Origin of the sequence: Bythopirellula sp. (assembly GCF_041737835.1) — a bacterium.
Taxonomy (GTDB): Bacteria; Planctomycetota; Planctomycetia; order Pirellulales; family Lacipirellulaceae; genus Bythopirellula.
The window spans coordinates 187,575-202,910 of record NZ_JBGSQY010000022.1; the positions used below are offsets into that span (position 1 = coordinate 187,575).

11 protein-coding genes are annotated in these 15,336 nt (G+C 54.5%); 3 read left to right on the plus strand and 8 right to left on the minus strand.

The features are described 5' to 3' along the window. Nucleotides 1-9: 9 nt before the first annotated feature. Nucleotides 10-354: a hypothetical protein gene (locus AC6T8Q_RS07195; RefSeq protein ID WP_500678425.1), complete on the plus strand. Its 345-nt coding sequence runs from the start codon at nt 10-12 to the stop codon at nt 352-354. Here AC6T8Q_RS07195 and AC6T8Q_RS07200 read toward each other — a convergent pair. Beyond that, on the minus strand, nt 331-1,257 hold the full coding sequence (locus AC6T8Q_RS07200) for a hypothetical protein (RefSeq protein ID WP_500678426.1): 927 nt from the start codon (nt 1,255-1,257) through the stop codon (nt 331-333). The genes AC6T8Q_RS07195 and AC6T8Q_RS07200 overlap by 24 nt on opposite strands. A 968-nt stretch (nt 1,258-2,225) precedes the next feature. Continuing rightward, nucleotides 2,226-3,137, minus strand: coding sequence for a carboxylating nicotinate-nucleotide diphosphorylase (nadC, locus tag AC6T8Q_RS07205; RefSeq protein WP_500678427.1), 912 nt, complete (start codon nt 3,135-3,137; stop codon nt 2,226-2,228). A 90-nt stretch (nt 3,138-3,227) separates the two neighbouring features. Here nadC and AC6T8Q_RS07210 point away from each other — a divergent pair, with 90 nt between their 5' ends. Beyond that, nucleotides 3,228-3,668: a ComEA family DNA-binding protein gene (locus tag AC6T8Q_RS07210; RefSeq protein ID WP_500678428.1), complete on the plus strand. Its 441-nt coding sequence runs from the start codon at nt 3,228-3,230 to the stop codon at nt 3,666-3,668. A 19-nt stretch (nt 3,669-3,687) separates the two neighbouring features. On the opposite strand, the gene AC6T8Q_RS07215 is transcribed toward AC6T8Q_RS07210, so the two are convergent. The 3 genes from AC6T8Q_RS07215 to AC6T8Q_RS07225 all read right to left on the minus strand — a co-directional run bounded on the left by AC6T8Q_RS07215 (nt 3,688) and on the right by AC6T8Q_RS07225 (nt 11,082). Further along, nucleotides 3,688-5,037, minus strand: a complete 1,350-nt coding sequence (locus AC6T8Q_RS07215) for an Lpg1974 family pore-forming outer membrane protein (RefSeq protein ID WP_500678429.1) — start codon at nt 5,035-5,037, stop codon at nt 3,688-3,690. Between the two features lie 141 nt (nt 5,038-5,178). Then, nucleotides 5,179-7,572 (minus strand): putative Ig domain-containing protein, encoded by a 2,394-nt coding sequence (locus AC6T8Q_RS07220; RefSeq protein ID WP_500678430.1) that lies wholly within the window; start codon nt 7,570-7,572, stop codon nt 5,179-5,181. Between the two features lie 216 nt (nt 7,573-7,788). Then, entirely contained in the window at nt 7,789-11,082 is a 3,294-nt protein-coding gene (locus tag AC6T8Q_RS07225; RefSeq protein WP_500678431.1) for a peptidylprolyl isomerase, read from the minus strand. Nucleotides 11,083-11,512: 430 nt separating this feature from the next. Between AC6T8Q_RS07225 and AC6T8Q_RS07230 the strand changes: the two genes are divergently transcribed. Further along, a complete protein-coding gene (locus tag AC6T8Q_RS07230) occupies nt 11,513-11,836 on the plus strand; it encodes a cupin domain-containing protein (RefSeq protein WP_500678432.1) in 324 nt (107 codons plus the stop codon). Between the two features lie 47 nt (nt 11,837-11,883). On the opposite strand, the gene AC6T8Q_RS07235 is transcribed toward AC6T8Q_RS07230, so the two are convergent. From AC6T8Q_RS07235 to AC6T8Q_RS07245, 3 genes are all read right to left on the minus strand, one after another. Next, complete coding sequence (locus AC6T8Q_RS07235) at nt 11,884-13,341, minus strand: DcaP family trimeric outer membrane transporter (protein ID WP_500678433.1); 1,458 nt, start codon at nt 13,339-13,341, stop codon at nt 11,884-11,886. 221 nt (nt 13,342-13,562) lie between these two features. Further along, nucleotides 13,563-14,270, minus strand: a complete 708-nt coding sequence (locus AC6T8Q_RS07240) for a PEP-CTERM sorting domain-containing protein (RefSeq protein ID WP_500678434.1) — start codon at nt 14,268-14,270, stop codon at nt 13,563-13,565. Nucleotides 14,271-14,501: 231 nt separating this feature from the next. After that, nucleotides 14,502-14,921 carry a hypothetical protein gene (locus AC6T8Q_RS07245; protein WP_500678435.1) on the minus strand — a complete coding sequence of 140 codons (420 nt, stop codon included), beginning with the start codon at nt 14,919-14,921 and terminating at the stop codon, nt 14,502-14,504. Between the last annotated feature and the right edge of the window lie 415 nt (nt 14,922-15,336).

Below are 15,336 nucleotides of genomic sequence, written 5' to 3' on the forward strand. Positions count from 1 at the left end.
CCCCCCTACATGAAAAGCATCGCGTTCAAGGCACTTTGCGGGCTCAAACGCGAAAGAAGGCGAAACTGCCAGCGCTGGATCACTTGCCAGGGCCGTCCGCCTCAGGTCTTCGTTCAAATAGAAGAATCGGAGGCTGCACTATCGATACTTTCGCTTTTCTCGGCAAAATCCGGAGAATCGGCACGAGGCGCAAGCTTTCTCACATTGGTAGAGATTGCGCAGTTTAACAGCGAGCGAAGAGTCAGCCATTTTGCACAAGAAACGAACAACGCCCAGGGATCGCAGTCCCTGGGCGTTCTCACAGGTCACAAAGTCTTTAAATCTTTTACTTTAAGCAATGCGGCGACGGCCTAGTAAGAAGTAGCCGCTCAAGCTTCCCAAAGCCAAGGCAATCGAACTTGGTTCGGGAACGATGGTTGGCTCGAGAATTCCACCGATCACATAGGAATCAACCACGCCATTGATGTGATACGACGGTGTGGTGACTTGCTGTTGCCACATCGTTACGTGCTCCATGAAATCGGCAAACGGGAACGGATCCGTCTCGGTAACGTCCAGAGTATCCGGGTCTTGAAAGACCACGGTCAGTAGCGAATCTTCGGAGAAGAACTGAGTCATCGACGGCCAGGGCGTCGTTGGGCCGGCGTCCTCTTTGAGCAATTGAATTTTCATGGTTGCCATCTGACCCGGTATCAAACCACCATTGTCGAAGCTGATAACGAGCGTATTGCCGTCATCTTGGATCATTGAAGTAATGTCGGTGTTGCCGGGAACCACCATGGGAAAGGCAGGCATATTGTTGCCTTTATGAAGGCCGAAATCATACATATTAGCCGTACTTCCCAGTTGGATCTTGAAGCCAATAATGTTTTGTTTTGAAGCACTGGAATCCAAGTTATCAGAACCGTTGACTTCCAGACCGTTGCCAATCGAAATCGTGGGACTCGTACGTAAGGCGAGAGCCGATGGGATCAGCGTACACATGGCGTTGTACGAGCTCAAATCTTGTTGTAACTCTGCTCGCTCGAGTTCGTAGGCCACAGCGGGATCGTTGGGATCAACTAAGCCCGCCTCAATGGCCGCTACCAGAACCGCCAAAGTGGCTTGGTCATTTAGCACAGAGTCATGTTGATCGAGTTTGAATGTGAAGCCCGCGGGTTCGACGGCACTCGCCGGAATCGCGATCGTTGCGAGTACGGCAATGGCTGCCAAAAACTTGGCGAACTGTGGAACATAATTTTGAAGCTGCTTTTTCATGGTGTGTTTCCCGACCGCTTGTTCTTTTGCTATCCGTTGGCCGTCCCGGCGCGATGCACTATTGCAATTGCGATGCATTGCCGAAGCAAATTTCTAGCGGTATGTAGTACTGTTGTGAGGTGTGACCTGGTTTCCATTTATGGTTGCCAGATCGAGCAGCAAGCTTCACGAGAGAGTCAAACGCGTGGGCGTTTGACGGCATTCGAAGGGCGAATGGCGCGGCAAGATGCCTCTGAGCCCTTGTGTAAGAAGGGCCAAAGCAAAAACCTATTTGCGCATTTTGAGCGTGGCGAATTGACAGCGTTGTCTGATCTCAGGCGAGATCAATAGGTTGCAGACAGACTGCGCCCCAAAGGCCTACCTAGCAATCACATCATCGCTTGGAACCTGCTGGAAAGTGCCTGTCAGAATGACTTGCGCTATGCAGGAAAGATGGTGTGGTGAACCCAGGCGTAAGTGCCTTTTCGGACAACGACCGAGTCAATCCGACTCGTCGCCGATCGAATGTTCATGAGGTCCACTACCCAATCTTGGTAAGAAAAAAATGCTTGAAAACCGAGCCTATCTCGCTCGGACATCTCTCATAATATCTACCCTAACCCCCAGTGTCAAACAAATTGCCCCAAAATAACTGGGAAAGTCGTAGGGTGCCTGGACATAGGCTCTAGGGGTGATTTTGCCAGCACCGCGCAAAAAATGACGCGGCGGGGTCCCCTCTCGCTCCTAGCGTGACCCGCCGCGTCTGTGAAGCGGCACCACTCCCCTCAGGTGCCATCTCTACTCAAACATAGTTCAAACCTGACCGGTGCAGGCAGAGAGCGGCTGCTACAGGACAGTTGAGCAGGATGTCGATGGAGATAAGTGGCAATCACGAAACATATTGCCGGAAATGTGATGTTGATTTTTTTCAACAGGTGGCCAGCAGTGCCTGCACAGCCCGAAATGCCCGCAAAACAGGGCCTGCAAAGCTATGCCTGCCAGTCGAGTCCGATGTCGAGCACGCGGGCTGAATGGGTTAAAGCGCCCACGCTAATTCTCTCCACCCCAGTGGATGCGATTTCCCGAATCGTGTCCAAACGAACGCCCCCCGAGGCTTCCAGTTCCACTTGCGGTGCGATTGTGTCACGCATTGCCACGGCCTCGCGCAAGGCTGTTGACGGCATGTTATCGAGCAGCACAATTTCGGGCTTCAGGGGCAGCACGGCGGCGAGTTGCTCCAGCGCATCGACTTCGACTTCGATAGGCATGGCCAACTTCTGAGACTGGAGAAATTGCCGTGCCTCGACGACGGCTGCCGCGGCATCGGCGGGGGAACCGATGGTGCTCCCCGCACGCTGGGCCAAATGATTGTCTTTGATCAAGACGGCATCAAAGAGCCCGCTGCGATGATTTCTTCCCCCGCCGCAGTGAACCGCGTACTTTTCCAACCGCCGCCAACCGGGCGTCGTCTTGCGGGTATCGTAAACGCGAGCGTTTGTCCCCGCCACTTCACGGGCATATTGGCCAGTCAGAGTGGCAATGCCCATTAAACGTCCTAGCAAATTGAGCAGTGTTCGTTCCACGGTCAGCAGGTCACGAACACTGCCAGATAGCGTGGCCAACTTGGTCTTCGCGGCGAACGATTGGCCGTCATCGACGAACGTCGTTACGACAAGGTCTGCTTGAGCTTCCGCCAGAACGATTTCCATGGCCGACATCCCCGCCGCGATACCTGACTCGCGCGCCACGATGTCGGCCCTACCCTTCCGGTCCGCGGGAACGAGCGATACGGTCGTCCAATCTTGCTGGCCGTTCAAATCCTCGGCGAGTGCCAGCCGCACCAAAGTTTGGCAATCCTGCTGAAGAGCGTCGTCCCAGGTGAATTGGTGAAAATCCTGCACAAGAGCCGTCCAAGTTGCTTGGGGGTGAAAAAGCTGATCTGCTATATTTGAGTCAGTCAGCCCTCATGCAGCAATCCGAGAAATCCCCTTATGCCGAAGAAGCGTTCGCCAGCGAATGAGTCCTCGACGGCGCATGGGCCTTGGATCAAGGAAAGCCAGCACAAAAGCTTGCTCGTGTTGGTTTCGAGCAGTTTATTGATGCTCGCGTGCTATTGGCTCTATCTGGGTGGGCATCGCGGACGGTTGATCGAGATCGATCGCGCGCGACCACTGCATGCCAAGTATCTGGTCGACATCAACCGCGCCGATTGGGCCGAGATGGTTCAACTCCCCGGCTTGGGAGAAGCCTTGGCGCAGCGAATCATTACCGACAGGCAGCAGCGAGGTCCTTTTCTCGACGTCGACGATTTGGATCGCGTTGATGGCATCGGTCTGCGCACGCTAGAACGTATTCGGCCTTATCTGTTGCCGATTCCCAAAGATACCGACTGGGCGGGTTTGGAATTGGAAAGTACCGAGCATGTGCAGTGACCACCCGGCGTACCCGCTCTTACCAAATAAACCCCGTGCCAACGTTCATGCCAAAGAAGCCCAGGTTGCCTTCTTCGCTCGTGGCGTTGCCGGCCCCTTGCCACAGTTGGCCTTCCATCGCCGTGGTGACGAACGGCGTCAGCACACGGCCACGATAATGCCGGGCATGCCAGCGCACGCCGAGCTGAATTTCGCCGATGCTAAACACATCGTCGCGCTCAGTGATATTGCGCGTGATAAACGAGTTCGCCACGTCGAGGTCTTCGCCCGCAGTCAGATTGCTCGAACCGTCGCCAAACAGTAGCGAGCCACGTGCTTTAACGAACGAGCCAATTTGCGGCGTCCAAGGGCGATAAGCTTCAAACGAAATCGTCGGGCCAAACCCTTCGAGCGAATGCCGGAAGTTGATGGCATCGCGCAAAACATTGCCTGTCTCGCGGATTTCCGCCTGATAGGTTTGCTCGGTGAAGGCATAGCGAACACCGCCTCCCAAGCCAAACTGCCAACAACCCAGCGAAGCCTGCCGAGTCGCTTCCAAATCGATCGCGTAGGCGTCGAGATCGCTTTGGGCGCGGTAGGTATCGGTGGGGATATTGGTGGTGATGTCGAGTTCGGGGAACGGACTGATAATCTCGCCGAAGCCGTTCGCCGGAGGATTGGCGCTCACGTCCGCAGATGAATAGTCAAATCTCCACCAGGTTCCACGGAATCCAATGCCGTCGTTGCGCTCCCAGCCAAGGAACACCCGCGGCGTCACTTCCATGTCGTAATCGAAATCGGTCTGGCTGAAGGTTTCGAACGTCGTGCCATCACTGGTCATCGTCGTGAACGCTTCATTGTTTTCAAAGCGTGGCTTGACGATTGCCAACTCAAAACCAACGTACACATGCTGGCCGGGAGAAAAGCTGACGTTGTTGCCACAGCAGATATCGCCACAGCAGGGATCGTTACAGCAGGGATCGTTACAGCAAGTATCGCCGCAACCAATACAACCACCGCTGTCACACGAATCGAATTTCGAGCCTGCTTCGTAATAGGGTTCACTCTCTGAAGAAGTTTCATACGAAGCTTGGGTAATCGTATCAAAATCTTCTTCGTAGAACTCCTCCTCGGCGGTTTGCTCCGCAACTTGCGCAGCTTTTTTCTTGGGCTGCGACGGTGATTGAGTGCGCGGCTTGGGTTTCCGGTCTTCCGGAGTCCAAGTCGCCAGTCGGCGCGTGCGCACCTCGGGTTCCATCTGTTGCGTGGTGGGATTATAGACCTGACGACCCGCGGATTTTGCGTGCAGCCAGGTGCTATCACAAGCAAACAGAACGACGGCTGCTAGCAGCCATTGACCAAAGGGACGGAGGGCCCGATTGCAGTCCATTGCCGGCCTCAATTTCTGGAAATCGATGAAGAAAAGTGGGCGCAGTGTGAGTTTCCCAGGGATATCACGCCCACTGGTATCATCGGCAAGCTACGCAAGGAAATCCAGTTAAATTGAGTTTGCCGGCAAATGTCCGCACGCTCAAATCAGGCTGGCAAACGCAGCATCGAGGGTGTCCAGGGATTCTTCTTCGGGAACAACAGCCTCATTTACAATGATTGTGAACGATTTAGTGTTGGCTGTTGTAGGCGAGTCAATTGCGATAATCGTAATTGTAAAAGTGCCTATGGTATCTGGAGTCCACTGAAACAATCCCGTTCCGTCAATTGTCGGCTCCACCGAGCCAGGGGGAAGTTCCTCGGTATCAAGATAAACGGTAATTTCTGCGAGAGTGTTGTCTGGATCCGTGATAATCGCGGTAAACTCGATGTCGTCGCCGAGAGTGATTTCGACAGGCGAATTATCATACGGGGCGGGCAGAGCCAAGCCGACGCCATCATTGACCCCGGCTACACTCACGGTTGCTGTTGCGGCAGTGCTGCTATTCGCTCCATCATTGACTACGACTGTGATACTGCGATTCACTTCAGTCGGGTCTTGCGACGTATTGTTATAAGTTAACGTCCGCAAGACTTGTTGGTAATTCGCCAATGTTGCTGAACCTGTCAATGACAGAACGCCAGTTGCGGCATTGTAGTTGGCAGTAATTGGCGTGCCCGTGGTATTTACAGCCAGAATTTCGGCATCGCCATCCTGCAGGTTTGTGATCGTGACCGTGGCGGATGCGAGGTTGGCGCTGTCCGTGTCGGTGACCGTCAGCGCCTCATCGGCGACAATGGCGGTGGGTGTACCTCCTTCGGTGAATGACGCCGTGAAGCCGGTCCCAGTTTCTGCACCATTGAGGTCCACCACCGGAGCGGCGGTAACGATCGTGACGGCAAATTCTTCACGGTCGGTGAGCGGCGTTCCATCGTCATCGGTCACCAACACCACGAAGGTAAAGGGACCAGTGCCGTCGGCAGCACTGGGCGTCCAAGAAATAACGGCCTCGTTATTGTTGTTCTTGGTGATGATGGCCGAAGCGGGCATGTTTGCTTCGGGATCGTCACCGTCCAATTGATAAGTCAGGTTGTCGTTGTCGGGATCCGTGGCCGTGACAATCACTTGGAAGGGAACGCCGACCGTGGCGGTCTTGTCGGTAATTTCCGCGATATTAGGAGCGTCGTTTGAGGAAGTAATCGTGACGGTCGAAGTGCGTGCCGTGCTATTGTTCGAGCCGTCATTGACGACGACCTGGATAGTACGAGTCGCCGATGGATTCTGGGACGTGCTTGCGTATGTGAGGGTGCGCAAAACTTGTTGGTAGTTAGTGAGAGTGTCATTGCCGCTGAGTGTGAGGACACCAGTCGCCGCCACGTAATTTGCGGTGATGTTTGTGCCAGTCGTCACGACTGCCAATAATTCGTCACTGCCATTAAGAGGCGCAGTAATAGTGATGGTCGCGGAGGCAAGAATCGCACTGTCGACGTCGCCGATCGTAGCATTTGCTCCTACGATGGCGACCGCAGCACCATCTTCGGTATAGGTCGCGGCGAAGCCTGTCCCCGAATCTCCACCGTTGAGGTCTACACTAGGAGCGTCATTAGCTCCTTGAATCGTGATTGTGGCCACTGCGGGAGTGCTGTTCGATGTGCCATCATTGACCACGACATTCACAGTCCGCGTGGTGGTGTCCGGCGCTTGCGAGATATTGTTGTAAGTCAAGGTTCGCAAGACTTGTTGGTACTCGGCGACTGTTGCCGTGCCGCTAAGCGTCAATACGCCCGTTGTGGCGTTGTAATTTTGCGTAATCGGCGTGCCAGTTACGGTCACGGCGAGCGATTCGTCTTCACCGTCGGGGCGATTGGTGAGCGTAATTGTGGCCGATTCGAGATTCGTGTCGTCGGCATCGGTCACCGTGAGATCGGTGTCGACAATGGCTTTTGCTCCACCGTCTTCGACAAACGTCGAACTGAAGCCTGTTCCTGCGTCGGCACCGTTAAGGTCCACAACGGCGGCGGGCGTGGTGGCGATGACGTTGACGATAAAGACTTCCGCATCGGCGAGCGCAGGAGTGCCTCCATCGACGGCAATCACGATAATCCGATGCGTGCCGATCTGCGCCGCGGTGGGGGTCCAGGTGAACACACCCGCGGTTGTGAGCGCAGCGCCGGTGGGTGTATCAGTTCCCACGTCGGGATCCAGATAATACAGGATTGTGTCGCCGGTGGGCTCGCCTTCGTCGTCGAGGTCTTCGACCGTGGCCCCAGCGGTGGTGAGATTGAGGGTGAGCAGTTGACCGGCAGTCACGGTTTGGGCGTCGACTTCCGAGAGGTCGAGATCAGGTGGAGAAAAATTGCCTGGGAAACTCACCGTCAGCATGTGGCGAGCTTCCAGCATTTCCATGAGCGGCCGTCTCGAACCGTAGAGGAGACGAGACTGACTTTTCTTGCTTGAAAACGACGTAATGCGATCCCACAAAGATAAACGGCCCATGAATTAATCCCTGAATTCTGAAGTTGCGCGTTATTTAAAGAAGCTGCGAATGGCCAAGGCTATTTCGTACCAGTCCTGGCTAGTGGGGATTGTAGCCCAGATAGGGGGTGTTTGAAACAGCCGTTTAAGAAGATTTTTCCGGTTAGGAAAAATGCTAAGTTTCGCGCACTTAGAGCGCAGAGCCCCCATCCTGGTAAGCATTTAATGTGCGGCGACTTAGACGAATTGCACGCTAATCAGCTGTGTGTCATCCGGACTATTGGCGGTATCGCCGACGCCCACGCGGATTTGAATCGTGCCGACGAAATCCGTGGGAGGAGTGATCTTTACCAGCCCCGTTTCGCTGACCGTGAAGGTGTAGTTCACCGAGCCGACTTTTTGAGCCGTGTAGAAAACCTGATTTCCCTCCAAGTCGGTGGAAGTCAGCTGCACTTGGGCAACCGTGTTGCGAGTGGCAGTGATGGGGCTCGTAATTGTACCCAAATACGGCTCATTATTAACGGTGTCGTTCGCCACGGTCACCTGAAACTCGCGCTGGAACGAATTGCCGTTTTGATCAGTGACGGTCACGGTAACCGTCACAGGGCCGGTGGTTCCAGGGGCTGCCTTGAGCATCACTACCGCGTTTTCTTCGTCCGTAAAGATATCGATGCCTTCCATCACTATATCAGTGAGCGGCTTGTTGGCGGAATTAGTAGCCGTATTGCTGATGGCATCGCGGACGGATTCGCCCTCAACCATCAGACCAAAAATCGTGTGATCAAAATCAAGGGTGCGTTGAGCGCCTTCGGTGATAAAAAATTGTGAATCGTTCGTATCGTCGTCACTTTTGGCCATCGACAGCAGGCCCGTACGATTATGTTGCAGATCAGGATGGTACTGATCGTCGAAATCTCCAAGCGTGGACCCGCCGCTGCCCGTACCGGTGGGGTCACCCCCTTGAATGACAAAGTTATTAATAATGCGGTGGAAGATGATGTCTTTGTAGAAGTCATCTTCGGCTAGTTCGATCATTCGCTCGGCGGCGCGCGAGGCTTTGTCTTCAAACAATTCAAAAACCATATCGCCATAACCGGCCACATTGATCCGAGCCGAGCGATTGCCGGTTTGCAATGTTGCCGTCACGCCCGGATTGTTGGTCGTCACGCTGTAAGTGAGCGTTCCGCCGTTAGGATCATACCCATCTAGCGGTATAAACAGTGGCGAACCGATTAGCAGCGTCGAGCTGGGAATCGTAGCCAGGAATGGCTGCGTCGAGACCGAAATATCGATCCCCGTATGTTCCGACAATTCCTCCAATGTTTGAACACCCACTAAGCGTGAACCATCGGCAAAGACCCATGTGGGATAGGTCGTGATGTTGTTGTCAGTGGCCGTTTGATTGGGGGTGCGGTTGGCATTCGTCACTTCCACGAAGGGCAAATATTGCCCACCGTCCTGGAACATTTCGCGTTGCTCGGTCGTGTCCGCCGACCAGGCCGCGCCATAGAATTTGGCTCCCGCGGCAGTGAGTGCTTGGGCGAACGCCACGAGGTTCGGCGCCGCGATTTCAACCGATGCGGTTGCCACGTTACTGACAGTTGAACCCACAGTCACGCTGATCGAAACGGTACGCGATCCTGAAGCTCCCTCGGCGACGTTGTTGTAACGCAGCGTGCGCAACACACGGGCATAATTTTCGGCCGTATCATTTCCTGTGAGCGTAAGGGTCCGTGTAGAACTCCGGTAAAGGGGGACTAGATTGGTGTCGAGCGTATCGATCTGCAGATATTCCCTCGTGCCATCCGGTGTGGCAGCCAGTTGAGCACTGGCCGATGTGATCGTCCCGTTGTTTGGCGAAAATATCGAAAGATCATCATCAACGATGATGACTTCGCCACCTCCTGGCACGAATGACGCCGCATTGTTATTACCCAGATCATCGGAACCGTTGAGGTCGATGGTTAAACCGGCTTCGGCAACCGTGACTTCAAATTCCTCGGTATCGGTCATTGGTGGCTCACCGTCGTCGGTAACTATGACGCGGAAGGTGATCGTCTCGTCTTCGTCTGCAGTGGTGGGAGTCCAGCGAATGACCGCCGTGCTGTCACTCGTTTTGGTAATCGTTGCCCCGGCGGGTGCATTGTCCGGATCCAAAGTAAAGGTCAGCGTGTCGCCGTCGGGATCCGTGGCTGTCACAGTAATCTCCAACTGAGTGCCCACTGTGGCAGTTTTGTCGGTGATCGGTGTGATGTTCGGAGCTTCCTGTTCATCATCGTCGAGATCATAGCGCTGGGCGTAGACCCCATCGCGGTCCGTGGTACCTTTGCCCGACCAAACGATCAGCGAATCCATCGCATTGGCAGCGATGAACGAATATTGTTGATGTCCAGAATTGGCACCCGTTGTGCCCGTGTTCACTGTAAAGCTATTGCCATCAGCGGCGCCGATGGCCGAATAAGAGCGGGCTAGAATCTCCCACCCTGCCCCGTCCGAGCCGGCGCTGGTCCAAGTGGAAAGCAAGCTGCCGTCGCTGCCAAATGCCACGCTGACATTGGTTTGGTGACCTGCCGTGACGTTATTCATCACAAACTCAGCACCGTCGGTGGCACCAGCAGCTGTAAAACGCCGGGCCACGATTCCCCAGCCCGAGGCGTCTTGATTGAAACTTTGCCAACCCACAAGAAATCCGCCCGTGGGATCGATGGCCACGTCGGGATTGGTCTGACTGTTGTTGGTCGTGGAATTCGCGGCGAAAGCTGTGCCTTGCGCAACTCCTGACGAATTGTAGCGTTGCACGTACACGCCCCAATCGCTGCCATCTTGATTACGGCTGGCCCAAGCAGCCACCAAGTTGCCGTTTGCGTCATAAGCAATATCAGGGGTGATCTGGTCACTTGTGGTTGTTGTGTTGATGCGAACTTCGCTAGCCGCCGCGACACCGGCCGAGCTATAGCGCCGCATGAAGACGCCCGACACGTCGCCCGTGCCGACGCCAGCCCATGCGATTGTGAAAGAACCATCTGCGGCAATCGCCACCATCGGCGTTTCTTGAACACCGCCAACCGTGGTGTTCACCAACGTCTCGCCACCGACGGCCGTGCCAGTTGCCGTATAACGCTGAAAGAAAATGCCTTCGCGATCGCCAATTCCGCGGCCTGCCCAGGTGACAATAAAATCGCCCGATGCGCCGACTGCCACTGCCGCAGAATGCTGATTGCCATCCGTAGTGGTATTCACGCGGAACGTCGCCAACGTGGTCGTGCCCGACGGATTGAAGATCTCGGCGTACACGCCATCGTCGTCCGAGGCGCTGTGGCCTTCAAAGACGACAATCTTGTTCGCGCTGCTCACTGCCACGGCTTGCGCGGAGTTCTCGGTGGTTTGGTTGCGGATCAACAAGTCGTTGACCAGAAACGGATTTCCCACCGATTCGGCAGCCATGGCGAGCCGCTGTTCCAGTTGCTCGGGATGAGAGAGTCGCTTCTTACCGAAATGGGAAGAGGGCCGCTTGCGCTTGGAGAATCTCATAAGTTGGATCGCGAAGTACTTGTTCCGGGAAGGTCGCCGCCATGGAGAAGGTGCCTCAATCTCATTGGCAATATCACTTCAGTATGCTCGCCAACTCGACTTTCAGCAACGATTTTGCCCTGTGCGCAAAACCCGAATGATCGCTACAACAAGGCAGGAGCGTAATGAAATCTGCCCAATTCCAGGAGAATTCGTGACAAGCGGACCTGCGGTCGGCCTTAGTGCCGCGGATCGGGGTTGGTTGTATGACCGCTTTCCTAGACACTCAGCAAAATGTGGCTGGCAGCCAATCATTTGTTAAGGGACGGATTGTTTCGTGAGATCTTACCCGCCGGCGGCAGTCCGCGGTCAGCACCAATTTCCTACGACAAGTTGTATCATGGCGCAACGTAAGCCTTGAAAGCTTGAACACTTAAACCAAACCGTACTTATGAGTAGCACTGCAAACATCTATGCCAACATCCCAGCCCATCTGCCCGCGGAACTTTTCACGACGCTCGTTAAATCGCAGCACGTGCGCATCGAACGGATTGTTTCCCAAGGCAACGCCTCTCCCGAGGGATTTTGGTATGACCAACCCGAGCATGAATGGGTGCTGCTCTTGCAAGGCGCTGCGCGACTGCGTTTGGAAGATCAGACCGTGGAATTGAAGCCGGGCGATTTTGTTAATATCCCGGCCCACAAAAAACACCGCGTCGAATGGACCGCTCCCGATGAAGCGACGATCTGGCTGGCGGTGTGGTATGAGGAATGAGTGAAGTGTTGCCTGCCCCATCGGCAAGTAACAAGGACATTGCCCTCTCAAGGCAAGAAAAAGCCAAAGGCGATTTGCAGCCGATTCGCACTGCCGCTGTCGCCACTTACGTCCTCGCGAACGCCGTACAGGTATTCAATCCCACAGAAGACGCGTTCATAAGGATTCGCGATCAAATTGATCGCCAGATAGGTCGTGGCTTCCAAGTTGTCGGGGGCTTGGCCCGGTACATCATCAAGCCGTAGCTCGCTAAAGGTAAGATTGGAAGTCCACGAATCATTCCATTCGTGGTGCATGCCGATCATCCAGCCGAACATCGGCAGAATAGCGGCCGTGTCGGGTCCCGTGGCCACGACGTCGGGAGAACCCCGGTAGCTGCCGATCCCTTCGCCGAATGTGATTTGATAGTAGGCTTTCGTATCCTCAAGCAAAAGGAACGAGCCCGTGAAGTTGAAGCCCCACGCTTCCTCGGTAATCACCGGTTGATTGGTTGGCTGAAAACCGAGCTCACGCAGCACAAACGCGCTTTGAAATTCGCCCCAGTCAGGAGTCAGTCTCAGACGCGTAATAAAATCGGGCGATTCCGTGCGGCCCATTCCCGTCACCGCCGAGGGCGCTTCAATCATGATGTCCGGATTTTCAACGGCAACGGCCCAAAACAAAAAGTCGTCCACGAGTGGTTGATCCCAGCGCACCAATCCCTGGCGACGATTGACGTTTGAAACCGCACCTTCGAAGTCAATCGTCTGTGGCACAGCCGCGGGATCGGTGAATGTTGTCCAGGTCTGTCCCGCCGTAAATCGTCCGAGTCGGCCATACGCCTGCCGGAGTCGAAAATCGTCGTTGCTCTGGGAGTTACTACCACTAGGGTCGTTTTCGTTAGGAGCGCCTCCAAAGAAGTCCCCTTCAATGTAAGCCCGCGCGATTTCACCATCGATCCGCCATCGTGTGTCGAAACTCAATCGCGATTGCCGCGCATGAAAGCGCGTGTTTTGATATGGCACGACATCCACCGGAATGGTCGTCGTGTCGAAGAAATCTTTGGACCCAATTGGATCAAAGTCGTGAATGAGATCCGCTTTGACATAACCGCCGATCTTCAGCGCCACGTCCGAACCATAGATCACCAGTCCGCGATCAAATACGGGATCAGCCGTAAAGTTGTTATTGAGTCGCGTGGCCGTGAAATCGTCGAAAGCCTGAGTTTGAAATTGAGTCGCGACCGGAGATTGCCCGAAGGCGATCCCCGAGTTCACAGAGCTTTGGTTGTAAGCAGCCACGGCAATCTCAGACTGCGATGAGCATGCATCGATTGCTGGCACAACGGCTTCGTCGATCGCCGGCAAAGGCAGCGGCTGCGGCAACTCATTTTGCGCACGGCTCCAATTGACCTGCAGGCCGACGAGCAGCGCGAAAGCGGTACGTAGGAAGAGACTAAGCACAATCGACCGTGAATAGACGGCAAGGACGAGCCGGGGCGAAATGTTTGCATTTGCCCACATCATTCATTTCGGCGGTACCGTTGCGCCGGCTTCAACCAGATCGGGCCGCGAGAAAAACTAGCCGCTTTCTATTGCAATGCTAGCTTCGCCAAACCAGCCATTTGCCGCAGTTTTATTGTCAGATCAAAAGGAGTAAAGCAAGCGAATTCATCGGTTCCCCAAAAAAACAGCGGCTGGCACTGCCACAGTGCCAGCCGCTGATCAATAGACTGAGGGTGCGTTGATTAGTTCGCCGAACGACGTTGTGGACGGAGAGCCAACAACGATCCAAGCGCGAGGCCGATCATTCCGAGTGATGCAGGTTCGGGAACGCTCACGGAGACGTTATCGAGGTCGATCCGAAAATCGGTGAAGGTCGTGCTCGCCGGCACGTAATAACCTAGCTGCACGTTCTGAACATTTGAGAACACCCCATTAAACGTTCCGGCCCCGAAGGATGAGAAGGGTGGGTTGCTGTTCACAATCGGAATCGTCACCTTGGTCCAGGTGTTGGGCTCAACGGCGTAAAGAACATCCGAAGTCAAACTGGCCGCTGCACCACCCCCGGCATCGAGGCGTGCGTAGAAATTCAACGCGGAAGAGTAGTTGTGTCGAACCACGGCACTGAGCGAGTCAACTCCACTCGTGAGCCAATTGCCGACGAAGGCATCGCCGCTCGCGTTTGCAGCATTATTGCCACGCAACAAAATCTGAAGTGGAGGAGCGCCGAAGCCGCCCGATGTTCCGGAAGTGAATGTCGTTGTATAAGAAATGTAACCCGAGTTACCGACACCCCCCGTGGCATTGTAGGTCGGGGCACTGTTCGTACCGGCGAGCCAACCACTGGCATTGGTGTTGAATGTTTCTGTGAAATTCGTCACTGCCCAGGCGGCACCGGCCTCGCAGGCGAAAGCCAAGGCGCATAGCAGTGTGAGTGATTTACGGATCGACATTAGGCATCTCCAGGTGGGATTACAAACTGCGGTTCGCGAATTGAGACTGAGTCTCTCTATCATGTATTTCCCGACGATTTTGGCTGCCGAGGCCGGGATTGTCAAGCAATTCGCCGCTGGTCTCTCACAGATCCGAGGATTCTAGCCAATCGCCAGAGCATTTTTATGTTTTTCAGAGCTTGATAGTGAATAGTGTACCACAGGCTGGCTTGCCCAGCAGTGCATTGATTTCTATTCCAACACGTCGTCCCACCGCATCGTCGCTTCGCGGTATTGGCCCTGGCGATTGGCCGGGAATTCAACGCGTATCTGCCGGTCAAGCTGTTGTTCCCAGGTTCGTCCTAAAACATTCTGCATATCATGTCGGAGTGCGTGGTCGGATTTGATCAGGGCCAAGAGCTCCCGCACGGTCATGACCTTCGCAACGGTCATCGCCACCGGCGCCACCCCGCGCTTGCTGCGTTGTTCGTTGATCCACTCTTCCAGATCGTAGTGGCGAGTCATATCCGCCGGCTCGCCCAGCGACCAGGCCAGGGCCATCACCTTGCCGATCAACAGTCCGTAACGAAAGTTATCTCCCTTGCCACTGAATTGTCCCAGCATGCCCGCCAATTCCTTGGCGGTCCGCTGAATCTCGGCTTCTGTACGCATGTCGCACTCCAAGGGGATAAAAGAGCGGCTAGTGAGTTGCAGAAATCTCGGCGAGCTATTTTCTGTCATTAATAGCTTACACCATAGGTCAAATTCCTTCCTACAAGGCTTGTACCGGAAGACAATATATCTGGTGTGAATAGTTAGCCCCTGAGATTTGACATACAGTAGCTATAACACGTGAGAGATTTGCTGAGGTATTTTCATCTGTTGTCGAAACTATAAATAAAATAGAGTTTTTGGGTCGATTTTTTATTACTCGCTTAACTACGTGCTGCGATAGCCCAGGACTTTCGGACAGTGGCGGGAGCCGGAATAATGGTTCTCGAAGGAGGTCCGATAGATGGACATACAAGCGAAGCAACAGCGGCCGACGTACAGCGATGAGTTTAAGCGAGATGCGGTGCGTCTGGTA